The organism is Parvibaculum sp. (assembly GCF_019635935.1).
GTDB lineage: Bacteria > Pseudomonadota > Alphaproteobacteria > Parvibaculales > Parvibaculaceae > Parvibaculum.
Window position 1 is genome coordinate 1408139 of record NZ_JAHBYN010000001.1, and the last position, 23917, is coordinate 1432055.

General features: G+C 62.8%; 23 protein-coding genes. 9 read left to right on the forward strand and 14 right to left on the reverse strand.

What is annotated here, in order from left to right:
* Positions 1-103: 103 nt before the first annotated feature.
* The 3 genes from KF719_RS07140 to KF719_RS07150 form a co-directional block, all read right to left on the reverse strand.
* A complete protein-coding gene (locus tag KF719_RS07140; protein ID WP_293508026.1) occupies positions 104-718 on the reverse strand; it encodes a pseudaminic acid biosynthesis-associated methylase in 615 nt (204 codons plus the stop codon).
* A 2-nt stretch (positions 719-720) separates the two neighbouring features.
* The gene (locus tag KF719_RS07145) at positions 721-891 is read right to left on the reverse strand and encodes a hypothetical protein (RefSeq protein WP_293508027.1); all 171 of its coding nucleotides are present in this window, start codon (positions 889-891) and stop codon (positions 721-723) included.
* Between the two features lie 166 nt (positions 892-1057).
* Positions 1058-1633 (reverse strand): polymer-forming cytoskeletal protein, encoded by a 576-nt coding sequence (locus KF719_RS07150; protein WP_293508028.1) that lies wholly within the window; start codon positions 1631-1633, stop codon positions 1058-1060.
* Between the two features lie 1207 nt (positions 1634-2840).
* On the opposite strand from KF719_RS07150, the gene KF719_RS07155 reads away from it, so the two are divergent.
* Positions 2841-4265, forward strand: coding sequence for an aldehyde dehydrogenase family protein (locus tag KF719_RS07155; RefSeq protein ID WP_293508029.1), 1425 nt, complete (start codon positions 2841-2843; stop codon positions 4263-4265).
* A gap of 78 nt (positions 4266-4343) precedes the next feature.
* Positions 4344-5792: an amidase family protein gene (locus KF719_RS07160; protein WP_293508030.1), complete on the forward strand. Its 1449-nt coding sequence runs from the start codon at positions 4344-4346 to the stop codon at positions 5790-5792.
* On the opposite strand, the gene KF719_RS07165 is transcribed toward KF719_RS07160, so the two are convergent.
* From KF719_RS07165 to KF719_RS07180, 4 genes are all read right to left on the reverse strand, one after another.
* Entirely contained in the window at positions 5789-7024 is a 1236-nt protein-coding gene (locus KF719_RS07165) for an MFS transporter (protein ID WP_293508031.1), read from the reverse strand. The genes KF719_RS07160 and KF719_RS07165 overlap by 4 nt on opposite strands.
* Positions 7025-7127: 103 nt before the next feature.
* The gene (locus tag KF719_RS07170) at positions 7128-8483 is read right to left on the reverse strand and encodes a DUF1329 domain-containing protein (protein WP_293508032.1); all 1356 of its coding nucleotides are present in this window, start codon (positions 8481-8483) and stop codon (positions 7128-7130) included.
* A 38-nt stretch (positions 8484-8521) separates the two neighbouring features.
* Positions 8522-10237, reverse strand: coding sequence for a DUF1302 domain-containing protein (locus KF719_RS07175; protein WP_293508033.1), 1716 nt, complete (start codon positions 10235-10237; stop codon positions 8522-8524).
* Positions 10238-10365: 128 nt separating this feature from the next.
* The gene (locus KF719_RS07180) at positions 10366-11769 is read right to left on the reverse strand and encodes an aminotransferase (RefSeq protein WP_293508034.1); all 1404 of its coding nucleotides are present in this window, start codon (positions 11767-11769) and stop codon (positions 10366-10368) included.
* Positions 11770-11891: 122 nt separating this feature from the next.
* Between KF719_RS07180 and KF719_RS07185 the strand changes: the two genes are divergently transcribed.
* Positions 11892-12728 (forward strand): helix-turn-helix transcriptional regulator, encoded by an 837-nt coding sequence (locus KF719_RS07185; RefSeq protein WP_293508035.1) that lies wholly within the window; start codon positions 11892-11894, stop codon positions 12726-12728.
* Positions 12729-12809: 81 nt separating this feature from the next.
* Positions 12810-13832 (forward strand): aromatic ring-hydroxylating dioxygenase subunit alpha, encoded by a 1023-nt coding sequence (locus KF719_RS07190; protein ID WP_293508036.1) that lies wholly within the window; start codon positions 12810-12812, stop codon positions 13830-13832.
* 121 nt (positions 13833-13953) lie between these two features.
* Here the strand turns inward: KF719_RS07190 and KF719_RS07195 are convergent, their stop codons facing one another.
* From KF719_RS07195 to KF719_RS07210, 4 genes are all read right to left on the reverse strand, one after another.
* Positions 13954-14703, reverse strand: a complete 750-nt coding sequence (locus tag KF719_RS07195; protein WP_293508037.1) for a nucleotidyl transferase AbiEii/AbiGii toxin family protein — start codon at positions 14701-14703, stop codon at positions 13954-13956.
* A complete protein-coding gene (locus KF719_RS07200) occupies positions 14681-15157 on the reverse strand; it encodes a hypothetical protein (protein ID WP_293508038.1) in 477 nt (158 codons plus the stop codon). Before KF719_RS07200 ends, KF719_RS07195 begins: the two co-directional genes overlap by 23 nt.
* 74 nt (positions 15158-15231) lie before the next feature.
* A complete protein-coding gene (locus KF719_RS07205) occupies positions 15232-15975 on the reverse strand; it encodes a DUF5681 domain-containing protein (protein ID WP_293508039.1) in 744 nt (247 codons plus the stop codon).
* A gap of 44 nt (positions 15976-16019) precedes the next feature.
* A complete protein-coding gene (locus tag KF719_RS07210; protein WP_293508040.1) occupies positions 16020-17366 on the reverse strand; it encodes a DNA methyltransferase in 1347 nt (448 codons plus the stop codon).
* Positions 17367-17532: 166 nt separating this feature from the next.
* Between KF719_RS07210 and KF719_RS07215 the strand changes: the two genes are divergently transcribed.
* Together KF719_RS07215 and KF719_RS07220 are read left to right on the forward strand one after the other, a co-directional pair.
* Positions 17533-17901 carry a helix-turn-helix domain-containing protein gene (locus KF719_RS07215; RefSeq protein WP_293508041.1) on the forward strand — a complete coding sequence of 123 codons (369 nt, stop codon included), beginning with the start codon at positions 17533-17535 and terminating at the stop codon, positions 17899-17901.
* 253 nt (positions 17902-18154) lie between these two features.
* Complete coding sequence (locus KF719_RS07220) at positions 18155-18601, forward strand: hypothetical protein (RefSeq protein ID WP_293508042.1); 447 nt, start codon at positions 18155-18157, stop codon at positions 18599-18601.
* Positions 18602-18922: 321 nt separating this feature from the next.
* Here the strand turns inward: KF719_RS07220 and KF719_RS07225 are convergent, their stop codons facing one another.
* Positions 18923-19192 carry a helix-turn-helix transcriptional regulator gene (locus tag KF719_RS07225; protein WP_293508043.1) on the reverse strand — a complete coding sequence of 90 codons (270 nt, stop codon included), beginning with the start codon at positions 19190-19192 and terminating at the stop codon, positions 18923-18925.
* Between the two features lie 103 nt (positions 19193-19295).
* Here KF719_RS07225 and KF719_RS07230 point away from each other — a divergent pair, with 103 nt between their 5' ends.
* Complete coding sequence (locus tag KF719_RS07230) at positions 19296-19880, forward strand: siphovirus Gp157 family protein (RefSeq protein ID WP_293508044.1); 585 nt, start codon at positions 19296-19298, stop codon at positions 19878-19880.
* Between the two features lie 15 nt (positions 19881-19895).
* Positions 19896-20798: a Rad52/Rad22 family DNA repair protein gene (locus tag KF719_RS07235; RefSeq protein WP_293508045.1), complete on the forward strand. Its 903-nt coding sequence runs from the start codon at positions 19896-19898 to the stop codon at positions 20796-20798.
* Between the two features lie 19 nt (positions 20799-20817).
* Here KF719_RS07235 and KF719_RS07240 read toward each other — a convergent pair whose 3' ends face one another.
* Both KF719_RS07240 and KF719_RS07245 read right to left on the reverse strand, forming a co-directional pair.
* Positions 20818-21270 carry a VanZ family protein gene (locus KF719_RS07240; protein WP_293508046.1) on the reverse strand — a complete coding sequence of 151 codons (453 nt, stop codon included), beginning with the start codon at positions 21268-21270 and terminating at the stop codon, positions 20818-20820.
* Between the two features lie 47 nt (positions 21271-21317).
* Positions 21318-22751, reverse strand: a complete 1434-nt coding sequence (locus KF719_RS07245; RefSeq protein WP_293508047.1) for a mannose-1-phosphate guanylyltransferase/mannose-6-phosphate isomerase — start codon at positions 22749-22751, stop codon at positions 21318-21320.
* A 263-nt stretch (positions 22752-23014) separates the two neighbouring features.
* On the opposite strand from KF719_RS07245, the gene galU reads away from it, so the two are divergent.
* On the forward strand, positions 23015-23902 hold the full coding sequence (galU, locus tag KF719_RS07250) for a UTP--glucose-1-phosphate uridylyltransferase GalU (RefSeq protein WP_293508048.1): 888 nt from the start codon (positions 23015-23017) through the stop codon (positions 23900-23902).
* Positions 23903-23917 lie beyond the last annotated feature (15 nt).

A 23917-nucleotide genomic window follows, 5' to 3' on the forward strand; every position in this document is an offset into this window, starting at 1 on the left:
GCGGGCCGGAGATGGCTTCGTCAACGGCGAAAAACGACAGCGGTCGCATATAGAAGCGCCAGGCCGCTGCGGATTCGGCATCGCGGGCTCCGGTCGCCCTGGCTCATTTTTCGAGAAGAAACCACGTCAAATCGTCCTGCGGGAAATAATTGTCCCGGTGGTAGGCAAAGCCGTAATCGACCAGCCGCATACCGAACCGCTCGATGATTTCGCCGGCGAAGTCGCGCTTGAACAGCCGATCCTCGATGCCGCGATAATTCACAACCACCGGGGCGGGATTGTAATACTCGCAGACCATCACATAGCGCGCCGAAAGCGCGTGAAGGTTGTCATAGACCCGCGTCAACTCGTCCGGGTTGATATGAATGAGCACACCCTTGGTGAACGCCATGTCGTATGTCCGCCCCACCGGCAGCGCATCGATGATCGTTCCATGGACGATTTCGGCGATACCGAGGGCGCGGGCCTTGTCCGCCGCGGTGCCGTTGATTTCATGCCCGCAAAGTTCGAAATTCGGATTGATGCGGTGCAGCGCCTGCAGGTTCAGCCCGATATTGCAGCCAAACTCGACGATCGAGCCGACGTCCGGCGCCGATCTGAGGATACGGGCAAAAAGCGCCATGTTCGACGTAACGATGTGCTCGCCCTGATTCCGGTCCATATACGCATCGCCGAACGCGCCGGTCCAGAATTTCTCCTGCTCGGTCCTGAATGTCATTCTCATGCCCCTGCCTGACGAGAAATGCCCTGCGTCCAACCGCTGTCGGCACCAAATTTGTATTCGTGCTCCTGCGCCACGGCCTCGTCATTCTCGTCGCAGCGATGGACCGGACTGACACTATCGCCGGAGAAGAGGCGGACGCCCGGATGGATCGCATCGTTCTCCGGCATGGCCTCGGTTTTCCCTCGTCCGGTGATTCGCCAATTGGCGGTGCCCGATATTCTCACACAGACGCCACCGGGGAGACAGCCTCCCGCGAATTGTCCGACCTCGTGTTGCTCACAACACGGGCAAAAGACGGACGACTTTCGCCGGCCCTCGCCAGAAGCAGGCCCGTCAAAAGATCGAGCGCACCCCGATCAGGCCGAAAGCCAGTGCCGCGCCCCAGACGAGCGGCATGGCCCGCTTGATCCGGCGGCGGATGCTGCGCCGCATCGGCCCCTGCGCGGCCTGCAGGCCGGCCAGCGCCGCCGCCACGCCGTCGCCGGACGCCGCCTCGGTCTCGACGATACGGATCTGCGCCGCGATAACCGCACCGCGATGGGTGACGATCCGGGCGCATTTGATGTCGCCATCCACCCGGGCCGAAGCCCGCAGCGTCACCTCGCCGGACGCGACAAGCGTACCGTCGAAAACACCGGCGATCTCGGCGCGTTCGACCCGCGCCTGGCCCTCGACCCGGCCGCATGTGCCGATCGAGAGAAACCCGGCATTGAGGTCGGCATTGATCGCCGCGCCATCGACGAACATCGCGCCGCGCGTGTCGAACGATCCTTCGAGAACGCTGTTCTCGCCGATCGTGATGTCTTCATTGCCGGGCCGCACCAGCCGCACCGGCGGCTCGGGCGGACGCCGCCGCGCCGCGCCGCCGCTGGCACCCGCCATGGCCGAATTCTGTTCATTGAGCGTCATCTCGATCTCCTCTTCGCCGGAAGCCGGCCCCGCTGCATGGAAAATTCCGTCAGCAGACAAACCGGTCTTCACCATCTGTCGCGAGGCAAATCCTGCCCGGCGGCAATGTAGAAAGAGTTTCGATTAAGCATGAACGCAACCGATGCGGAGCGACCGGCGCGAAAACACATCCGGAATGGAGCGACGAGGTCGCGGCGGTGTGTGCAATCAACGTCACGCTCGTTTCCCTGTTCAGCAGGGAAAGAACAGGGAAAGTTGCCTGTTTGGGTCCGGATTCCGGAGATGCCCGCTGGAAAGGTCTCAAGAATTCAGGAGCTTGGCGTAAAATTCCCTAGACGACGAAACAGGGAATTTTTTTGCGCGAGCAGGGAAGCAACAACGCGAATACAGGGAAAGTCGGCGCCGCCCGGGAAAGAGGCGGCAGATGACGGCTCGCCCCGTCGCCGGAAAGATTCCGTCCGTTGAAGCAGCACCGAACGCTTGACCGCAGTCAGGGTGAATTGTCGTCATTGTTGAACTTGCCCCCAAACCTTGGACGGGCCGGGCTGACAATTTCCGGGGCGCGCGCCAAACGCTGATTTTCCGGCCGCATTTACGACGCCAGCATTCCTGCGGAGGCAATCAGCGGCAAGGCCGCAAGCAGCAAGAGAGGGCCAGGGCGTACCACCTGGTACCTCATCCAGACGCGGTCCCTGTTCGTATTCATCCGCCAACACACGCAGCACGCCGATCAGCGCTTCAAAGGTCCGCGGCCCATCAGAGACCATGCCCTCAAATCCCGGGTCAATTGACGGCAGGCGAACGGGGAGCAGGCGAACGCGCACGCCCTCCCGATCGGTTCGGGTCTCGACCATCGCATATCCCGCAAGCTCGTCTACGCTGTTGCGCCCGCGCGTGGATTGACGGTGATATCTTCATCGCCTCGCGCAACCCCGGGCGATATCTCTCTATCCGCACGCAGCTCACCCAGGATCACATCCGCTCGCTTCAGGCCAAGGCTCAGGCAGAGTGCCGCGAGATCGGATGAAATCTGACCTGACGGTGTGGTCGCCTCCCACGCGCGGCATCTGAGTGCCGTGACTGTGACCGTTGTTGGACACATCCAGGAAAGCCGTCCACGCAATCAGGCTGTTAGCCTATCAAGATCATCGCAGCCTCCGCGAGGATCGTTAGACTCGCCCTCCTGCGATGCGCAGGGAACGAGAACATGAACATGTTCGACAAGTATTTCATCGGCGGCAAATGGGTGGACGCATCGGTGCGGCCGCGGCAGATCCTGCTGAACCCCGCGACCGCAACGCCTTACGGCGAAGTAGCGCTTGGTACGGCCGAAGACGTTGATGCCGCCGTGCAAACGGCACGTAAGGCATTTTCCCGCTTTTCCGAAACGACGGCCGGGGAGCGCCAGTCGATGCTGCAGCGCGTGCTCGACATCTATGAACGACGGCTTGCGGCATTCGCCGATGCGATTACCGTCGAAATGGGTGCGCCGAAAACGCTCGCATATGAGGCGCAAGCTGCCGCCGGAGCGGATCATCTCCGTGCGACGATCGAGGCGCTTGAAAACTTCGCGATCGAACGACCGGCCACCGGCAATGTGCGGCTGCGCCGCGAGGCTGTTGGCGTCTGCGCGCTGATCACGCCCTGGAACTGGCCGATGAACCAGATTGCCGGAAAGGTTGCCCCTGCAATCGCCGCCGGATGCACCATGGTGCTGAAGCCGAGCGAGTTGACGCCGATGTCGGCCGTACTTTTCGCGGAGGTGCTGGAGGAAGCGGGCGTTCCCGCGGGCGTCTTCAATCTGGTGCATGGCGACGGGCCAAACGTCGGCACCGCCATGGCCGCACATCCGCTTGTCGATATGGTCTCCTTCACCGGTTCGACCGCCGCGGGCGTTCAAGTCGCGATCAACGCCGCGCCGACGGTAAAACGCGTGACACAGGAACTCGGCGGTAAATCGCCGAACATTCTGCTTCGCGACGCAGACTTCAGCACAGCGGTCAGAAACGCTGTCGAAGGATGCATGGAGAATACGGGTCAGTCCTGCAACGCTCCGACACGGCTCATTGTGCCGGCAGAACGGCACGATGAGATCGCCGAGTATTGCGCGGAAATTGCGAAAAGCCTGCGTGTCGGCGATCCGCGGGACAGCAAAACCGATATTGGCCCCGTCGTCTCGCTCGCACATCTAGAACGCGTTCGCAATTACATCCGAATCGGACGTCAGGAAGGCGCTGTTCTGGTGACGGGCGGAGCGGAGGCGGTCGAGGAACTCGGTGCCGGCTATTTCGTGAAACCCACCGTCTTCGCTCATGTCCGACCCGAAATGACTGTAGCGCGGGAGGAAATCTTCGGGCCGGTTCTGTCCATCGTCTCCTACCGCGATGAGGATGAAGCTATCCGGATCGCGAACGACACGCCTTACGGGCTTGCGGCCTATGTGTCGTCGGGCGACGGGGAACGCGCGATGCGGGTAGCACGGCAGCTTCGTGCAGGCCAGGTCCAGATCAACGGCGCGGCGCCGCCCGCCGCCGCTCCCTTCGGCGGCTACAGGCAATCCGGCAACGGGCGCGAGGGCGGCATTTTCGGGATCGAGGATTTCACGGAGATAAAAGCCGTGGCGCTTCCCTGACCTTTACGCTGGCCCAATAAGGATATGGCGTGCAGCCAACCCTATCCCGCTTAATATGCGGGAAAAGGGGACTTCCGCATGACCGACAAGCTCGACCTCGCTTATATGCCCGCCGCGACGCAACTTCGGCTCTATCGCTCGAAGCAGCTTTCGCCGGTGGAGGTGCTCGAAGCGCAGCTCGCGCGAGCCGACGAGGTAGAGCCCAAAATCAACGCCTTCGCCTGGAAATTCTACGACGAGGCGCGAAAGGCGGCGAGAGGCGCCGAAGCGCGCTACATGAGCGGCGAAGCGCGGCCGCTCGAAGGTGTGACGCTGGCGGTGAAGGACGATACGGACCTTGAAGGCAAGGCGACGGCGTCGGGCTCGAAGCTCTTTCTCGATTATGTCGCGCGCACCTCACACCCCATGGTGCAGCGCTTCCTCGACGCCGGCGCGATCGTTCATGCAAAGACGACGGTGCCGGAATTCTGCATCTGCACGGTAACGACATCGCACCACTGGGGCACGACGCGCAATCCCTGGAACCTCGAATACGGGCCGGGCGGTTCTTCTGGCGGTTCAGGCGCGGCGCTTGCGGCCGGCACGACTACGCTCGCGACCGGAAGCGATTCAGGCGGTTCGATCCGTATTCCAGCTGGCGTCAACGGCGTCTGCGGTTTCAAGGCGCCCTATGGCCGATTTCCAACCGTCGTACCATGGACACTCTCGCCCCAATCCGTCTATGGGCCGATGGCGCGCAGCATGACCGATCTTGCAACGATGTACGATCTCGGCAACGGGCCTGCGTCCTACGACCACACGGCGCTTCAAAAGAACACGCTGCCGGATCCGATGCGGACGGTCGCCGGCATGCGCATCGCCTATAGCCCCGATCTCGGCTTCGCGCATGTAGACCCCGAAGTGCGCGCCAACACCGAACGCGCGCTGAAACACTTCGAAGCGCTCGGGGCGCATGTCGAGGAAGTGGCGGTTAACTGGACCGATGAAAAGGTGCAGGAGGCATTTCACGGTACCCTGCTCACCGGATCGTGGCGGGCTTTCTTCGACCAGATCCAGGAGATGATTTCCGATCCGAAGGAGGTTTCGGACCAGTATCATAGTCTCTACCAGAAGATGCTTTCGCTCCCGAAGAACGCGGCGGAAACGGCGGCGATGCTGGTGGCGGAAATGAACACCGAAATTCACGCGATCTTCAGCGCCGGTTTCGACGCCATCGTTTCGCCGACGACGGGCCTGCCATCGATCCCCGCGGCAACCAACCACGCGACGGACAGCGTGACGATCAACAATATGACGGTCGACTCGATGACCGGATGGTGTCTCGCCCATCCCTTCAACCTGCTTTATCTCTATCCGATCGTCGTGGCGCAAACAGGTCGCGCGGCGAACAATGTGCCGACGTCGATCCAGATCATCGGCGACCGCTATGACGACAATACGGTGTTCGCACTTGCAAGCGCCTATGAGCGCGTGGTGGAACCGCTCTACAAGGACGGCGCCTTTCCGGATTTCCGCAGCGAGATCTAGCTTCCGCCCTCGCGCCGGTCCGTGACGAGGGCGGGCGCGGCGCCGGCCAGCGCCGCAAGCCCGAGCGCCAGAATGGCGACCCCGAAGGCCACCACATAGGACGTGCCGTCGATCGCGAAGCCGATGAAGGCGGGGCCGAGCCCCGCGCCAATGGAGGCGACGATCATGCCCCAGACCGCAAGCCGGCCCGTGCGATCGAGCGCCGCCTGCACCGCCTGGAAATAGGGCGCGACGACGGCCCAGGCGACACTCTGGACGATCAGACCAGCGACGAAGACCGCGGCCGCCACATGCGAAGCAGCAAAGACAACAACGGGCACCGTGTAGACGGCGAGTGCCAGCATCAGCGGCCGGAAGCGACCGTAGCGCGCGCTCAGAACGATGACGAGGATTGTGCCCGGAATGCCGCAGAGGGAGGAGAGCGCTAGCGTCTGCGCCGCCCCCTCCGCCGAGAGACCGACAACCTCGCCATAGCGCAACATGTAACTCCAGAGGCCGATGGCGGCGATGTTGAAAAGGCCGAAAGCAAGGACGGACATGAGTTTCAGCATGGCTGGATGTTCCGCCTCGGCGGCAGCGTCCGCGTGCTCCAGCACTTCCGCGACGGCGGGGCGAAGCGGCACCGAGCCGCCATTGAGGCCTAGCAGCGGATAGAGGATGAGGGAAACGGCCGCAAGCGCGAGAAGCGCCGCATAGACGCTCGCCGCGCCAAGATACGACAGCAGCGCCGGGATCGCCGCGATCAGCACGGCGGCAAGCACAAATTGCAGCATGATGTACATGCCGAAGCCGCGCGCCGCGTTTTCCTGACGGCCGATCCAGTTGGTCGTCGCGCCGACCAGCAATCCGACGCCGAGGCCCTGCACGGCGCGCAGCGCGGAGAGCTGCAGCATGTCGGAAGCGAGAATGGAGAGCAGGTCGCCGCAGATACCGAGAAGGAGCCCGAGCCGCGCAATACGTGGCAGGGACCAGCGCGAAACAAGGAAGAGCGAAAGACAAAGCCCGAGCGTTGCGGCGAGCACGTTTACCGTCGCGACCTCGCCCGCCATGCGCTCGGTGAGACCAATATCGGATATCCATGCGCCAACAAGACTCGGCAAGGCGGACGCTACGATCGCACCGTAGGTGCCGCAGGCGGCGACAAGAAAAAGAACGGCCGATCCGCCGGGATCGAGCCCTCGCCACCAGCCCTGCCGTACCGCGTCCCCGCTCATGCCGGCCTCTTCGCTCATATCCGCATGCCTCACAACAATGGAAAAGGGCAGGAGCTTTCGCTCCCGCCCTGCCCCGGCATTCGCGCATTCCCCGCTGAAACAGGCGGGGTCCCCCCGGAACTCAGCGCGTGCCCCGCTTGCGAAGTGCGCCAACCTCGAACATATCGTCGGTTACCGAATCGGCCGCATGAAAGTCCGGCCGCCGGTCATCGTTGAAAACGAGGTCGAGAATATAGCGCTCAGCCTGGAAGTCATAAAGCGCCTGACCGAAGCCAAAACATGTCGGGACGTCGTAGGCGTTGACGGTGGTTTCCTCTTGATAACGCCACAGACCGCCACGACCGTCATACATATCCGCCGCAACGACACGCCAGCTGTCTTCGTCGATGTAGAAGGTTCGGCGCGGCATGATATGGCGCGTGCCCTGCTTCACGGTCGCTTCGACGACCCAGACGCGGTGCAGCTCGTAGCGCGTTGCATCGCGGCTCGGGAAGTTCGGTCCCACAAGATCGCGAACGCTGTTCTTCGAATGCGCGAACTCATAGTTGTTGTACGGGATATAGAGTTCCTTCTTCCCGACCAGTTCCCAGTCGTAGCGGTCGAGGCGGCCGTTATACATGTAAAGCTGGTCGGAGGCGCCGAGGCCTTCGTAGCCCGACACGGGGTTGTCGTAGGAGAGGGTCGGCGCGCGGCGTACGCGGCGGAGACCGGTGCTGTAGAACCAGGCATTGCGCTCGCCGTTCAGCGTTTCGTGAACGAGATAAGCCTCACCCGCGACGCGGGCCGGCGCAATGTAGGTGCTGAGATATTTGAGCTGCACGTTTCCGAGATCGCCAAAGGTCTGGCGCTCCGGATTGTAGAAATTGGAAAGACGCAATTCGTCCCATTTCAGCGGCACGTACTGACCGCCCGCGCTGACGACGGCGGTCGTTCCGAGAACGCTTCGCGCGATGCCTTCGAATGCCACACGGTGATTCCACATCGCTTCCGCGCCCGACTGCGGCAGCGGGAACGGGAAGCCGCCCGGCAGGGCGTCGACCAGATCGTGCGTCGCCGGATCGAGCCGCGCCTTGCCAACACCTTCCCGGGTCTTTTCGTAGACCGAGGCCGGAAAGGCGCAGCTGCGGCGCGTCGGGTAGACGTCCATCCGGTAGTCCGCGTAGCGTTCGAGTAGCGCGATCTGACCCGCGGCGAGGTTCTCCCGGTAGCTGTCGAGATTGCCATTCGTTATCGAGAAGAGTTTCGTGTCGGCGGCGTAAGGATCGACATAGTCGCCGCCTCGCGCATAGCCCGCAGGCGGCGTAACGATGCCGCCATCCCATGCCGGGATCGTGCCCGACGCATTGCCGGACGTTTCGGCGCCAAGCGGCGTCAGCCGCCCACCGAGATCGGCCGCACCGTCGGCCTGTGCGAAACCCGACCCGAAAATCATGCCGCATGTGAAGAGAGCGGCAGTCGCGAAAACCCGTGTAAACATCTTTCTCCCCTTTCGCCTTCCGTTACTTCACATGCCGCCTAGAAGGCATAGGAAACTGTCAGGGTCGCAAAGTCGCGATCCCGCGAGAAGTTCATGTAGCCGCCACCGGAGTTCCTCGTGTAGGAGACGCCGAGCGCCCATGTGGACTGGTAGTCGGCGTTCAGGCGCAGTGTGACCTGCCGGCGCGCATCGATATGCGAGTCCGTCATCGCGTAGTCGAGCGCGGTTCCATTTACGTCATGGCGGAACGAGAGGCCCGGATAGAGCACCCAGGGCGTGCCGAAGACGCCCTGATAGCTGCCGGTGATATCGAGTATGTAGCCGACGGCATCGGAGTGACCGAAGGTACCCGCCGGCTTGCTGTCGAAATGCGTCCAGGCCATTTCGCCGATGAAGGTGATGTCGTCCATGCCGAACGTGCGGATGACCGTGCCGAAAACCGGTGCGGCGGGGCCCGCCGAATAAAGCGCATTCAGGATCGTCTGTGTACGATTTTCGCGGATGAAGCCCTGCTCGACCGCCGTTCCGGTGAAGCCGACCGGATCGACGAGGAACGCCGTGGTGGCCGCCGCCGTGAAGGGATCGGCGAGCGGAATGGCGTAGTCAGGCTGATAGGCAACATCGACGCCGAACGAGATATCCTGCCAGACGAAGCTTGCGCTGGCACCGAAGAGGTCCTGGTCGGAAACATAGTTTCTGAAATAGGCCGTCGGATAACAGCCGAAGATCGGATCGCAAGCTGCGAATGCGCCGACGACCGGCACTTTCTGATGATAGCGCATGTAGTAGAGGCCGAGCTCCGTCTGCAGCATTTCGCTGAAGTAGAGCGCCGAGATGCCCCACTGGCCGGAATGCGACGGCCGCTGGTCGGCGACCAGCGGAATGCCGGTACCGAGCAGGAACTGGGTCGGCGCATCGACGCCCGAGGCTGCCGGATCGCCGAAGCCGCCAAATGCCGGGCCGTAGAAAAGACCGACTGCGCCGGGCCCGACCGCGTCTTCCAACGAGAAGAAGGTTCCGACGGGGTCGAGTTCGGTTTCGTTCCAGCGGAACTGGTAGTAGGCCGAAACATCGAGATTGGAGACGGGTGCAAACCGCGCCAGGGCCATCGGGGCCGGCAGGAAGGCTTCCTTGATCTCGGCGCCGGCGCCGCGCAGCTTCGTCACGTCGAACGCGTTGGTCTCCGCGATGCCGCCGCCGTAGAAGATGCTCTCGCCCCAGTTGATCACCTGGTTGCCGAGCCGGAAATGAACCGGAATGCCCATGTCGACATCGCCGTACACATAGGCGTCCAGCAGACGTGCGCGGCGGCCGACGCGGCTGACCGCGGCATCGGTCAGGTCGGTGCGGCGCGTCGATTCCTTGTCGCTTTGTATCGCGTCGAAGAAGTAGCTGCCGCGCAAGAAGAAGCCGAGGTCTTCAAGCTTGACTTCGAGCTCGGAGAGGCCCGATACCGGCGCGGAGAAGACATCCCACTTGTCGTAGTTCAGATTGCCGTCGTCGTAGTTGTCGGTCAGGCCGTCATTCGCGCAGCCCTGAGGGTTGGCGACGCTGATATACATGCACTTGCGGCCGGACGTCCGCATCGCGGCGCCAGCGGAGATCGTCGTATCGAAGGAGATATCCGCATTTCCGTATTTGAACTGCATGGCGAATGCCACATCGGGAACGGCGACGACAGCGGCCATCAGGCCCCCCGCCACGAGCCCCATCGACAGAAACGAAATACCCGAGTGCCCGCGACGATCCAACATGGAAACCCCCTTTTTGTGTTCCGCTCTCCCCGGAGCGCTCCCCAAGCAACACCGCCAGACAATCGCGGCCATCGTGAAAGCTAGACCGCCGGGCGACCGGTGCGATATGTCCTAAATGGGACAAGCCGCTATTCGGCCGCGACCCCCTCTCGAACAAGTTCGTCAGCCGTGTCGATGATGGCGTCGTGGAGCACGTCGGCGATAAAGTCGATCTCGCTCCTCTCAAGCGTCAGCGGCGGCGACAAGACGTTCAGATGGGCGAGCGGCCGGACCAGAAGGCCGCGCTTCTGACAATGGCGCCATATGCGCTTGCCGATGCGCACGTCGTCGGCGAAGAGCTCCTTGCGGCCCTTGTTCGCCACATATTCGATGCACATCATGAAACGTCGGCCGCGGACGTCGCCGACAAGCGGCAGATCGGCAAGCGGAGCCAACCGTTCCTCAAAGTAGGGGCCGATCTCCCGCACCCGTTCGCAGATGCGCTCGCGCTCGATAATCTCGATGTTCTTGAGGGCGGCCGTGCATGCGACCGCGTGTCCGGTATAGGTGAAGCCGGTATTGAAGTAAGTGCCCGGGCGGCACAGCACTTCGTAGATTTCATCGGAGAGAATGACGGCGCCCGCCGGCACATACCCTGAAGTCAGGCCTTTTGCGCAAGTGATGATATCCGGAACGAAACCGAAGTAGTCCTGCGAGGCAAAGAAATGCCCCAGGCGCCCAAAGGCTGTGACCACTTCGTCGGCAATATAGAGAACACCGTATTTCCGGCAGATTTCGATCATGCGCGGATGGTAGTCGACGGGAGGCACGATGACGCCGCCCGAACCCTGGATCGGTTCGGCGATGAAGCAGGCGACATTTTCGGGGCCGAGCTCGAGGATTTTCGCCTCGAACTCCGCAACCAGAAGCTGGGTGAATTCCGCCTCCGTGACACCGTCCGGACGGCGATAAAGCCCCGGCGATGCGATGTGATGAATGAACGCGGTTTCGGCACTCCAGTCCGTCGAGTAGCCCCGATCGCTCAGCGACGCGGTGAGATAGGTGCTGCCGTGATAGGACTTGTCGCGCGTGATGATGTGCCGGCGGGACGGTTCGCCGCGACGGATGAAATAGTGGTGAACGAGGCGAATGGCCGAATCGGCGGCTGTCGATCCCCCGGTCGTGAAGAGCACGCGGTTGAGCGAGCCCGGCGCGCGCGTGGCGAGGGCTTCGGCGAGCGCGGCCATGGGCGCAGAGGTTAGATCGTCGAACGGCGAATAGTAGTCGAGAGTACGAATTTGGCTCGCAACGGCATCGGCCATTTCGTCACGCCCGTGACCGATATTGACGCACCACATGCCGCCGAGGCCGTCCAGAAACTTCCGTCCGTCCTCGCCATAGACGTAGTTTCCCTTCGCCGAAGCGATGACCGTGCGATCCGCCGCCTCCATCACCGATAAATCCGTAAACGGATGAATATTGTGGCGCCGGTCGGCGCTCTCTACGCCGGATTCATTGAGATTTCGCTCGGCGAGGCTCAAGAGGTTCTCCATGCAAACGTATCGTCGGATGGTTATTTCTAACCGATCCCCCCTTCGCGATCTGTGGCCTTGGTAGGCTATAGGGCACGCGCAAGCGGGCTGGGCATGGTGACGGACCGTGCTAAACTTGGCCCATGACAGACCGAGAAATCAAAGGAACACTGCCGCTCGGCGCCGTGGCCGGCTGGAGCGAGGGGCTCGCTGGCGCACTCGCAGCGACGGAGGTTCATGCCAGCGCCGCGAGGCTCGCCGAAGGGCTGCGGCACTTCGTGCCCGACACCCAGATCTATATCGGCTTCTACCGCAGCGACATGCCGCCGGTCATCGTCGATGTCGATGGACATGATGAATGGAACGATGGATACACGGACGGCAAATACTTGCTCGATCCGACCTATGATCAGTTTCTCGCCCGCGCGGAAAGCGTCTGCCTCTCGCCCAAGGAAATGTTCCCGCCCGACTTCCGGAAGAGCGACTACTACCTCTCCTACTATCGACCTTATGGCATGGTCGACGAAATTTGCTACCTCCTCTATCTCGACACCGACCTTGCCGGATACGTCTCGCTGATGCGGCTTGCGGACAATGCCCCTTTCAGTGCGGTTGAATACCGGCGGCTTGCCGCTGTTCTGCCGGCGATCGAAACCGCGGCAACGCATTTCTGGTCGCTGCTCGACCGAAAAAGCAGTTCCGACGACGACAGATCGCTCCAGCTCCATCAGCTTCTCTCAACCGCGTACCGGCGCTTCGGCGGCGACAGCCTCAGCGAACGCGAGAAGGAGGTGACAAACCTTCTGTTGAAGGGCCTGCCGCCGAAGGCGGTCGGCCGTATGCTCGGCATCGCGCCGGGAACGGTTCGCAACCACATCAAGCGTATCTATGTGAAGCTCGACGTGCGCTCGCAGGCCGAACTTTTGGCGCTCTTCTTCGAAACGCTGGACGAGGCGCTGTCTCATCGCAGCGAGAGCTGAGACCCGTCCTAACTGGGGCATATGGCGGTTATGAAGCCGCCGCTAGCCTTCGCCGGAAATGGCCGCGCGAGGGAGGCAACGATGTCCGAAACCATTTCCATGCCCTGTCCGGAAACGCTGCCCGCCGCGTGGTACTGGAGCGACGAGGCGTGGCAGGTCGAACGCCGGGAAATCTGGGCGAAGCACTGGTTCCTGATCGGGCGCGCCGCGCAATTCGACGCGGCAGGCGACTATGTGTCGGCAACGCTGGCGGGCTACCCCATATTCGCGATCAAAGGGCGGGACGGCATCGTTCGCGCCTTCCACAATGCCTGCCGGCACCGCGCCTCGCCACTGGTGCAGGAATGCGCGGGCCACACCGACCGGCTCGCCTGTCCTTATCACCGCTGGCTCTACGACTTCGAAGGGCGGCTGCGCGGTGCTCCGACCATGGAAATCGACAAGGACAAGTATGGGCTCTTTCCGGTCCGTTGCGAGAGCTGGCGCGGGCTCGTGTTCGTGTCTCTCGACCCCGCCGTTCCGCTCGAAAGTTGGCTTGAGGATATAGCGACGGCGGCGCTGCGCTATCCGCTGGAAGAGATGCAGATCGCGCGCGAATTCACCATCGAGGCGGATGTGAACTGGAAGACTTACGGCGACAACTATGCCGAGGCATGGCACATCCCGACGATCCATCCGGGGCTCAATGAATCCATCGACATGGCGAGCTATAAAATCACGACGATGGGACACACGCTGCAAAGCCACATGGCGGATGCGCGCGACGGCGGCAAGACGGACGGTTTCTGGGTATGGCGGCTGCCGGGGCTTTTTTTCAATATGTACAACTGGGGGATGAACGTCGCACAGCTCGAGCCCACAGGCCCGCGCAGCATGCGCCTTACCTATCGCTATTTCGTGAAGGATCTCGATCCGGCAAAGCAAGAGGAGCGCGACGCGCTGATCGACTGGGCCTATATGGTCGCCAAGGAAGACATCGACATCTGCATTGCCGTGCAGAGGAATCTCGAAGCGGGCATCTACGACCGGGGGCGGCTCTCACCCGTCCATGAAAACGGTGTCATCCAGTTTCAGGAACTGGTGGCCGCGGCGCATCGCGGGTGATGCGGCCTGTCTACGCGCCGAGCCGCCCAACCCGGATGTCCCCGCCATTCGCAGTCCTGGTGTTATGCAGAGACAGCCAGCCGCAACGCGGAAGCGGGACGCCCGGGAGCGAGCGATCAGACTAGGGCGTGCCGCCTGATACCTCGTCCAGACGCGGTCCCTGTTCGTATTCGTCCGCCAGCGCACGCAGCGCGCCGATCAGCGCCTCAAAGGTCCGCGGCCCATCGGAAATCATGCCCTCAAATCCCGGATCAGTTGACGGCAAGCGAACCGGAAGGAGACGGAGACGCACGCCCTCCCAGTCGGTTCGAGCCTCGGTCATCGCATATCCCGCAAGCTCTTTCATGCTGTGGTGTCCGCCCGACAGGTAGAACCACAAATCGAATAGATCACGCGACGTCGTACGCTTCATGATGAGCCTGGACTTCATTGCGAAGAGCGCCGGCGAGGACAGGATCGCAATTTCTCCATACCGAGCGCCGACATGCGTCTTCGTAAACGCGATCTGCGCCGCATCGTGTTCGGCAAAGAAGGTCAGCTTGACTTTCCCCACAGTGTAGTTCTGCTGATAATCGGCAAGCGCGTTTCCACCTTCATTCTCGAAGTCCTCGATCGCCTCCTCGCGGATCGCCAGGAGCGGTTTTTCAAAAGCAGTCTCGATCCGCTGAAGAAGCGTATCCAGCGCACGCCGGGGAAGTTTCGGCGTCAACGAATAGAAATCGAGATCCTCGCTCCGACGATGCCCGTGGTGAAGCGTGATAGCCGTGCCGACGGTCAACACAAACCGGCCGTTCATTTCCGGCTGAGCTGCGAAAAACTCGAACAACCCCCGCGTGTCCGGTGGCAATTTATCGAGATGCAGATCGGTCATCCGCCCGCGCCATTCTGAGAAGACCCGCGCGCACATTGGCAATGATTTCCTCATCGCGTCGCGCAACCCCGGGCGATATCTCGTTGTCCGCACGCAGCTCGCTCAGGGTCATGTCCGCTCGCTTCAGTCCAAGGCTCAAGCAAAGCGCCGCCAGATCGTCAAAGCTCGGCTGCGCCAGCGTAAGCCTCAGAACCTTGTCGTCGGATGCGCCGCCCGGTGTGCTCCATGCCCGTGCATGCATCTGCCGCCCAACAGCGCGTCCCAGGCGAAGCCACACGCCCCGGTCGATTTTCTCCAGAAAGCCCTCCTCCTCCAGCCGCCTGAGCGCGCGGCCGACCTGATCGTAGCCACCCAACCGCTCAAGATCGCGCCGCCGGACAATCCGGCGACGGCCGACGGCCTTGAGAATGCGATGCGCCAGAGATCCGTTTTTCATGGAGAACCAATACGACATTTACGGCTTTTCTTTAAATATATACAAAGCATTAGAAAACCGGCCGTTCCCTCGCGGCGGCAGAGGACGAAGGATCAGCCCTCGACCAACCGCGCGTTGGGCGACCAGATCGGATTCGCGATCGCGTCGACCCGTTCGATGATGCGTTCCCTGGATCTGATTTCGTCGGAGATGGCCTTGTCACCGGGCCTCTTTGAAAGTTTGCGCTCAAGCACCTCAATCTCCTCGACCAGTTGGCAGCGCAACTTGTCGCGGGTGGCCATCTGCTTCTTTTCCTTCTCCGTCATCGGACCGCGGACCGTGAGTACGCCGGTGCGGGGATCAAAGTGAATATCGTCCGGATGCGGCACCATCTCGGGTGGTTCGATCCCAAGTTCCTCGCACTGATCGATATCCTTTTGTCCATCAAGCTTGTATTGGATCAACACCTCGACAAGCCGCGCCGTATCCGCTCTCGCCGCCGCCTCGGCCGCTAACAACAACTCGAATAGCAACTTCGTCGCGCGAAAGTTCCCTTTCGCGCTTGACAGCGCCAGGCTTCTGATCGCCGCCTGGATGACCGGCATCTCAACCGTCTTGTCACCGTCGCGCACCACGATCGTTCGATGAACCTCTTCGAGCAACATGCGCTTGACGGGCTCGTCCTCGATACGTTCCAGAACGGGTGGGCGCGACATCTTTTTCGGCCTTCCCCGCGGGTTTCCCGACCGGCCTTTCTTGAAGCGCGACGCGACCGGCGGCCGGCCGTAACCTACCTCGTAGGCCCCCTCTTTCGGCGTCGTAGCCCGAGGCTCGTCCCGCGGATTTTTCCGGCTCATGCTCTCATGCTCTCGATCGTTTTGAGGTGATCAGAATGAACGCGTTACAGAGCCGTGTCGGTCGCCGAGCGTGCCAACTCGCCTGAGACCCGGCGTCGCTTCGCGATCGCATCAAAGGTCTCGCCTGTTTCAGCATTGATCGCATCGTCATGGGCAAATATCTGCCAGCGGCGAACAATCCGGTCGACATAGACGGGATCGAGTTCCGCCAGAAACGCCCGGCGGCCGGTCTTGTGTGCCGCCATCAGCGTCGAGCCGCTGCCCCCGAAAGGATCGAGAACGATATCGCCCCGCCTCGATACATCCTTGATGGCATCGGCAATCATGCCGACAGGCTTGACGGTCGGATGAAGCGCCAGCTCGTCCAGACGACCCGCCTTCAGCGTATTGACGCCCTTGTATTCCCAGACATTCGTTCGATAGCGACCATGCTGGCCAAGCTCGAAATTGTTGACATGGGCGGCACTCCCCTTCTTGAAGACCAGAACCAGCTCGTGGCGGGAGCGATAGAACGTCCCCATACCGCCATTGTCCTTGACCCAGACACAGAGGTTTTTGAGTTCGGTATAGGCCGCCTCGCCGCTCGCCATGATTTCCGGCAGGTGGCGCCAGTCCATGCAGATGAAGTGGATCGAACCTTCCGCGCTTTGATCGGCAAGATGACGAAAGGCCGTTTCGAGGAAGCCGGTGAACTCGGCACGCGACATCTCGCCCGACGCCATCGCAAACTCGCGATGCCTGATCGCGCCTAACCCGCCGACATTGCCATCGATGGGGACATTATAGGGCGGGTCCGTGAAGACCATGCCGGCCTTCTCGCCTGCCATCAGACGCCGATAGGTATCCGCCTCAAGCGCGTTGCCGCATATCAGGCGATGCTTTCCAAGCAGCCAGATATCGCCAGCGCAGGAGACCGCGTGCTCCTCCTCCAGCGGCGGCAATAGATCATCTGCCGGATCACCTGGCTCCTCGGGGTTCAACCCCTCAATCAGGTTGTCAATTTCCGGGATCGAGAAACCCGTAATGCTGATCTCGAAATCATCGTCGATCTCAAGCAGGCCCTGGAGCTCCTCGGCCAGAATCTCCTCGTCCCAACCCGCATTGAGCGCCAGCTTGTTGTCGGCAAGCACGTAAGCTTTCTTTTGCGCAACCGTCATATTCGCGAGCCGAACGCATGGCACCTGCTCCATCTTCAGCAATCGCGCCGCCTCGACGCGACCGTGGCCGGCAAGAATGGCGTTCTCGTCATCGATCAGCACCGGATTTGTAAAGCCGAAGACGCGGATGCTCTCGGCAATCTGACCGACCTGCTTGCGCGAATGCGTACGGGCATTGCGCGCCCAGGGACGCAAATCATCAGGTGCAATCTCCTCACAAGCCAACCGCTTCATTTTCACCCCCTCCTGCGTATTGCGATGCCAGGTACATGCTTCGTTCTCAGGAAGATTCGCAGGGATGTTGCATTGTGTCAATTATTATAGTATAAAACGTTCGACTAAATGAACAAGCGACGCTTGTTTGTGCTTTTCCGGGCGATGCCCGGCAGGAAGACGGGCGATGCCCGGGAAGGAGGACCCGATGGGTCTGGGACCGAAGATCAGGCAATTGAGAACCGACAGGGATCAATCGCTTCAGCAGGTGGCCGACGCCGTCGGTGTGTCGAAGGCACATATCTGCGAGCTTGAAAAGGAAAGGGCTGACAATCCATCCATCGCGCTGGTCACGCGCCTGGCGGATCACTTCAACGTGTCGATCCGCTACCTGATCGATGAGGACATGAACGCGCCCGATGTCGACGACGTGATCGCGCGCATATGCCGGCTGGCACGGAACCTCCATGTACACGAGGTTGCGTTGCTCGACGACATGGTCACCTCCATGCTGAAGCACAAGGCATCGGTGAGTGAGGGAACGCAGGCCGTCTGATCGCTGGACGGATCCGTGTGCTCGAAAGAACTGGACTTCCCAAGCGGGGCAGGCATCACTCAGGGCTGTCGGAGAAATTAATCTCTGTACAGACTATTGAGGGGAGGCTTCATGAATCGCGCCCGCCACGACCGGTCGACCCGCGGCCTCGTAGTCGCGGAAGGCCGCCGCATGAACACACCGGGACTCGACAGGAACGTTCCGGGACCGGGTGGTGCGACGGTAATCTCAGGCACCGTCTAGCCGCATAGAAATGTTCCGGATCGTCCCCCTGACCCCGATTTTCCGGCGCGGCAGCCCGAAGCCTGCCGGAAAGCATCGCAAGGCCGCCACGGGGCGGCAACCGCGCAATCGCGCTCATTTTGGGATTATCGCGCTCCTGCCCTGTGCCGTCCCCGGATGCGGTGCACATCCGGTCCACGTCGCCCATATCCGTTTCGCATGTGTTTTGGAAGGCGCCGCTCACACCGGCAAGGGCATGAAACCCGAGGACTGGCGCGTGCTGCCGCTATGCCCCACCCACCACACCGAAGGGCCGGATGCGCAGCACCGGATGAACGAGGAGGTCTTCTGGACCTCGCATGGCATCAACCCCTACGCGCTCGCACGTGCACTCTGGAATCTGAGCGGCAGCATCGAGGCAATGCGCTTCCTCGTGACACATGCCCCGCAGGTCTTCCCCGCACGCCGGGACCGCTAGCGCATCACCTGATCGCCATCATCCCGGCATGACCACACGGCCAACGCCAGCAAGCCCAGGCCTGGCGCGAGTGTAACAGCACGTCTTCGGGCAATCATATCCACTGCACCATCGCTTGCCGGACATTCAGGCGAACGACCGGGACACCCCGGAACCGGGCCGAATTTTCCGCCGCATCTGCCGCGCGTTGGGTCATCGCCTCATCGGATGCTGTTTGTCCCCGCAACTCCCTGCCCCACTGCAACCACCTTCAGTGACTTCGTTGCTGGCAGTTGTTGCAGGGGGAAACGGGAAGAACGGGGACAAGTCGCCGGACCGCGCCTAGCCGTCGGCCGATGTCGATGCGTCGGCCGGTATCGAGGCAAGCCGGACCCCGGGCCCGCCCGCGGCATCGGGTGGCGTGAAGGTCACGCCGGCCGCCTCGAGCGCCTGCTGCAGCCGCCAGAGATTGCCGGCATGGCCTTGGGCGATGCCCGAGCCCCGCTCCATGCGCTGGACGGTCGAGAGGCCGAGCCCCGCCTTCCGGGCGAGGTCGTCGCGCGACCAGTCGAGCAGGCCGCGGGCGGCACGTATCTGGGCGGAATGGAGCACGGGAAAGGACCTCAAATAAGTCTGATATGACCTGTTTCAGTTGACTTCAGGCGTCCCGATGGCATGGTTCAGGTCCCTAATGACCGGAAAAGGATCATTTATCATGACCGAGACTGTTGCAAGCCCTGCCGCCCCGCCAGCCCCGCCTCCCGTGCCGCCGGCACCGGACGGACCGCCACAGGGCATGAGCCCGGCGGTTGCCGCCGAACTCCATCAGCATCTCTACCTGAAAGAGCGGCTCGAGGCCGAGTTCCCCGATCTCGACGACGAGACCCTTGCCGATACGCTGGACGGCGAGACCCGGCTCAACGAGGCGCTGGCCTCGGTCCTGCGCTCGCGCGAGGAGGACCTGTCGCTTGCCACGGGCCTCAAGGCCCGGATCGAGACCATGCGGGCCCGGCTCGAGCGTTTCCAGGACCGGGCCGAGCGCAAGCGGAGCCTGGTCGCCGATGTGATGGTCCGCGCCGACATCAGGCGCCTGCTGATGCCCGACTTCACCGCCTCGCTGAGAACCGTGCCGCCGGGTCTGGTCGTCGAGGATGAGGCGCAGGTGCCCGAGGCCTTCTGGAAGCCGCAAGCCCCGAAGCTCGACCGGGCCGCACTTGGCGAGGCCTTGCGCCGCGGCGAGGCGGTTGCCGGCGCGACGCTTGGCGCGGCGCGCTGCTCGATCACCATCCGCACAGCCTGAGGGGGGAAGCCGGAGATGCCGCTGACACGCAAGCAGGTCAAGGCGCTCGGGATCGCCCCGCCCGCCGACGCGATCCGGACCCGGGAGGAAGGGGGCAAGTCGCTCTCTTATCTGGAGGGCTGGTATCTGGTCCGCGAGGCCAACCGGATCTTCGGGCCGGAGCGCTGGGACCGGATCACGCTGACGACGCAATGCGTCTGGCAGGGCAAGTATGAAGGCAAGCCCGCCTGCAGCTACACGGCCCGGGTCCGGCTCTGTATCCGGGCCGGGACCGCAAGCTTTGTGCGCGAGGGGTCGGGGGTCGGTCATGGTCAGGGCCTGCATCCGGGCGAGGCGCATGGACAGGCCCTCAAGGCGGCCGAGACCGATGCGACCAAGCGGGCGCTGGCCACCATCGGTGCGCCCTTCGGGCTGACGCTTTACGAGACGGCGCCGGCCGACGGCAAGGCGCGGGACGCGGCAGACGGCGTCCCGGCCGATGCGCTCTCCCCACCCGCAAACCGGACCCTGCCCGCCCGCGACCGCTGGCTGCTGCGGGACCCCGCGGGCGAGGTTCTGGGCTTCTACACCAGCCCGATCATGGCCTGTTCGGCGCTGCGCCGCGCCGTCAACGGCGCCGCCGATGCCATCACCCTCGAGGCGCTCTATACACAGAACAAGCGCTTCCTCGCCCGGCTCGTGGCGGAGCGGCCCGATCTCGTCAGCGATACCGGCCGGCATTATGCCGCGATCCTCAGCGCGCTCTTCCAGGCGCGTCTGAAGGCGCTCTCGATGAACGGGACGGGGGGCGCCGGGACCGCACGAGCCGCACGGGACACCGAGCCCGCACGGGACGCAAAGACCGCGGAGCCCGCACAACTCGCCAATGAGTCCGCCGGACCGATACGCATCGGCGATACGCCGCCCGCACCTGTCTGAGCGGGCGTCCAGCGGGGGTCTAGCGCGCCTCGCCGGGCGCGAACAACCCGTCCCCGCCATCGAAAGCAAGTCCTGCCGCCACCGGACGGGACCGGCGCGCAAGCAACATCGCGACAAGGATCCCGGCCGAGGTTCCAGCCGCGATACCAAGCCCGTTCGCGGCGAGATCGCCGAAAGAGGCCGAACGCATCGGCAGAAAGGCCTGGGCAAGTTCGATCGCGCCGCTCAGCAGGAAGAGGCCCGAGGCCGCCGCCAACCGCGATGCAAACCGCACGAGCAGCGGCGGCGCAAAAGCCGCCAGCAGCGCCCAGGCGCAAAAATGCACAAGCTTGTCGGCATGAGGGAGTGGAATCTTCAGGGATGACGGCCCGAGATCCGGCATCAGCGAGCCCGCCAGAACGGCAAGCCCGAGCATCAGCCAGACAAGCACAAGCAGCAGCCGGAGGCGGCGAAGGCTATGGGGATCGCTCAACGGCATAAGGCTCTCTCGTAGCGGGGCATATTGGCGGGCGGTCGCCCCTATTCCGCGGCGGGCTTCTTCACATCGCGGCCATAGACATCGTCAAAGCGGACAATATCGTCCTCGCCGAGATAGGCGCCCGATTGCACCTCGATGATCGAGAGCGGCTCGCTGCCGGGATTTTCAAGCCGGTGCTTCGTCTCGATCGGAATATAGACCGACTGGTTTTCCTCCAGCATCGACACCGCGTCGCCGACCGTCACCTGCGCCCGGCCCTTGACCACGACCCAGTGCTCGGCGCGCCGGTGATGCATCTGCAACGACAGCGCCGCGCCCGGATGCACCATCAGATGCTTGACCTGATGCCGCGCCCCGGCATCGAGGCTTTCATAGAAGCCCCAGGGCCGGTGAACGCGGCGATGGGCGCTGTGTTCGCTGCGCCCGGCGCCGGCAATCCGCGCAACGATCTTCTTGACGTCCTGCACGCGGTCGCGCGACGCGACCAGCAGCACATCGCCGGTCTCGACAATGACCAGATTGTCGACGCCGAGCGTTGCGACAAGCCCATGCTCGGCGCGGATATAGCTGTCTCGCGTGTCCTCGGCGATCACATCGCCGATCGTCACATTGCCGCTGTCGTCTTTCGCGCCGATCTCCCAGAGCGCGCTCCAGGAGCCGATATCGCTCCAGCCCATATCGGCCGGGATAACGGCCGCCGCATCCGTCCGTTCCATCACCGCGTAATCGATCGAATCCGACGGACAGGCGGCGAATGCCGCGGCGTCGAGACGGAGGAAATCGAGATCATGCGCCGCCTTCGCCACCGCCTCGCCGGCGCGTGCCGCGATCTCGGGGCAATGAGCGCGCATCTCTTCGAGAATCCGGTCGGCGCGGAACATGAAGATGCCCGCATTCCAGTCATAGTCGCCCTCGGCAAGATAGTTCTCGGCGGTTGCAAGGTCCGGCTTCTCGACGAAACGCGCCACTGCAAAGCCGGGTCCTTCGGCCAGCGCCGCGCCGCGCCTGATATAGCCGTAACCGGTTTCGGGTGCCGACGGCACGATGCCGAAAGTGACGAGCTTGCCGGCCGCGGCCAGCCGCGCGCCCTCGTTGACCGCGCGCCGGAAGGCCTCGACATCGCCGATATGATGATCGGCCGGCAGGATCAGCAGGATGCCCTGCGGATCGCGCGACTGGACAAAGGCTGCGGCCGCCGCGGCCGCGGGCGCGGTGTTGCGGCCTTCGGGCTCCAGAATATGCGCGAGCGGCCTGAACCCCGCCTCCTGCATCTGCTGGGCGATGATGAAACGCTGATCGTCGTTCGAGACGACAATCGGCGCCGCGCAATGCGGCAGCCCGGCAACGCGGGCAGCCGTCTCAACCAGCATGGCGCGGTCTGAAACCAGCGGCAGCAATTGCTTCGGATAGAGCGCCCGCGAGGTCGGCCAGAGCCGCGAGCCGACACCGCCGGAAAGGATCACGGGATAGATCATTCATCGCTCCGTTGGCTGGCACCGGATGCCCGTCGGCACAATTATCCTTGTGGGCGGCGGCCCGGCAAAGATAGCCAAGTTCGTCCGGTGTTTCACCCCGTTCCGGCCGGTTTGGTTAAGCACCGCCGCAATCATTTCAGGGCCGGCAGGCCCGGCCACGGCCCGGGAGGCTCGCGCTTGCGGCAAATCGGGATTAATGCGAAACCAGACGAGCCTTGTCCCCACCTTGCCGGCACGCTTCCATAAAGGGCAAACCGCTTCCGATGACCACCACCCCCCGCAAAATTCGCAAGGCCGTCTTCCCCGTTGCCGGCCTCGGCACCCGCTTTCTGCCGGCTACCAAGGCCGTGCCGAAGGAAATGCTGACCGTCGTCGACAAGCCGGTGATCCAGTATGCGGTCGAGGAAGCGGCCGAGGCCGGCATCGAACATTTTGTCTTCGTGACCGGCCGCGGCAAGGGCGCCATCGAGGATCATTTCGATATCGCCTATGAGCTTGAAGCGACGCTGAAGGCCCGCGGCAAGACCGCTGAAATTGCACAGCTTGAAGCGACCCGTCCGGCCGCCGGCGCGGCGAGCTTCGTGCGCCAGCAGGAGCCGCTGGGGCTCGGTCACGCGGTCTGGTGCGCCCGCGACATTGTCGGCAACGAGCCCTTCGCGCTGGCCCTGCCGGACATGCTGATCCACGGCCCCCGCGGCTGCTTCGCCCAGATGATGGATGTCTATGCGCGTCATGGCGGCAATGTGATCGCGGTCGAGGAAGTGCCGCATGAGCATGTCAACCGCTACGGCGTCGTCGCGCTGGCCGGCGATCTCGGCAATGCGACGCACCGCATTTCCGGCATGGTCGAAAAGCCGAAACTCGAAGACGCGCCGTCGAACCTGATCGTTTCGGGCCGCTACATCCTGCAACCGGAAATCTTTGCAAAACTCGAAACGCAGAAGCCGGGCGCCGGCGGCGAAATCCAGCTCACCGATGCGATGATCGCCCTGATGGCCGGACAGGATTTCTTTTCATACCGCTTCGAAGGCACGACGTATGATTGCGGCGACAAGATCGGATATTTGGCCGCCAATGTGGCGCTTGCGCTCGCGCGCCCCGACATCGCCCCGAAGTTCCGGCCCGTCCTGGAAAAGCTGACACGAGAATAAGCGCCGGGAGGAACA

Bases quoted from the DNA above. Each gene is read 5' to 3' on its own strand.
- KF719_RS07195 (WP_293508037.1), bottom strand. From the start codon at position 14,703: ATGACCGATCTGCATCTCGATAAATTGCCACCGGACACGCGGGGGTTG.
- KF719_RS07235 (WP_293508045.1), top strand. From the start codon at position 19,896: ATGCCGCTGACACGCAAGCAGGTCAAGGCGCTCGGGATCGCCCCGCCC.
- KF719_RS07145 (WP_293508027.1), bottom strand. From the start codon at position 891: ATGCCGGAGAACGATGCGATCCATCCGGGCGTCCGCCTCTTCTCCGGC.
- KF719_RS07200 (WP_293508038.1), bottom strand. From the start codon at position 15,157: ATGTCGTATTGGTTCTCCATGAAAAACGGATCTCTGGCGCATCGCATT.
- KF719_RS07140 (WP_293508026.1), bottom strand. From the start codon at position 718: ATGACATTCAGGACCGAGCAGGAGAAATTCTGGACCGGCGCGTTCGGC.
- KF719_RS07220 (WP_293508042.1), top strand. From the start codon at position 18,155: ATGTTCCGGATCGTCCCCCTGACCCCGATTTTCCGGCGCGGCAGCCCG.
- KF719_RS07180 (WP_293508034.1), bottom strand. From the start codon at position 11,769: ATGGAGAACCTCTTGAGCCTCGCCGAGCGAAATCTCAATGAATCCGGC.
- KF719_RS07215 (WP_293508041.1), top strand. From the start codon at position 17,533: ATGCCCGGGAAGGAGGACCCGATGGGTCTGGGACCGAAGATCAGGCAA.
- galU (WP_293508048.1), top strand. From the start codon at position 23,015: ATGACCACCACCCCCCGCAAAATTCGCAAGGCCGTCTTCCCCGTTGCC.
- KF719_RS07245 (WP_293508047.1), bottom strand. From the start codon at position 22,751: ATGATCTATCCCGTGATCCTTTCCGGCGGTGTCGGCTCGCGGCTCTGG.
- KF719_RS07160 (WP_293508030.1), top strand. From the start codon at position 4,344: ATGACCGACAAGCTCGACCTCGCTTATATGCCCGCCGCGACGCAACTT.
- KF719_RS07230 (WP_293508044.1), top strand. From the start codon at position 19,296: ATGACCGAGACTGTTGCAAGCCCTGCCGCCCCGCCAGCCCCGCCTCCC.
- KF719_RS07155 (WP_293508029.1), top strand. From the start codon at position 2,841: ATGAACATGTTCGACAAGTATTTCATCGGCGGCAAATGGGTGGACGCA.
- KF719_RS07150 (WP_293508028.1), bottom strand. From the start codon at position 1,633: ATGACGCTCAATGAACAGAATTCGGCCATGGCGGGTGCCAGCGGCGGC.
- KF719_RS07210 (WP_293508040.1), bottom strand. From the start codon at position 17,366: ATGAAGCGGTTGGCTTGTGAGGAGATTGCACCTGATGATTTGCGTCCC.
- KF719_RS07170 (WP_293508032.1), bottom strand. From the start codon at position 8,483: ATGTTTACACGGGTTTTCGCGACTGCCGCTCTCTTCACATGCGGCATG.
- KF719_RS07165 (WP_293508031.1), bottom strand. From the start codon at position 7,024: ATGAGCGAAGAGGCCGGCATGAGCGGGGACGCGGTACGGCAGGGCTGG.
- KF719_RS07205 (WP_293508039.1), bottom strand. From the start codon at position 15,975: ATGAGCCGGAAAAATCCGCGGGACGAGCCTCGGGCTACGACGCCGAAA.
- KF719_RS07190 (WP_293508036.1), top strand. From the start codon at position 12,810: ATGTCCGAAACCATTTCCATGCCCTGTCCGGAAACGCTGCCCGCCGCG.
- KF719_RS07185 (WP_293508035.1), top strand. From the start codon at position 11,892: ATGACAGACCGAGAAATCAAAGGAACACTGCCGCTCGGCGCCGTGGCC.
- KF719_RS07175 (WP_293508033.1), bottom strand. From the start codon at position 10,237: ATGTTGGATCGTCGCGGGCACTCGGGTATTTCGTTTCTGTCGATGGGG.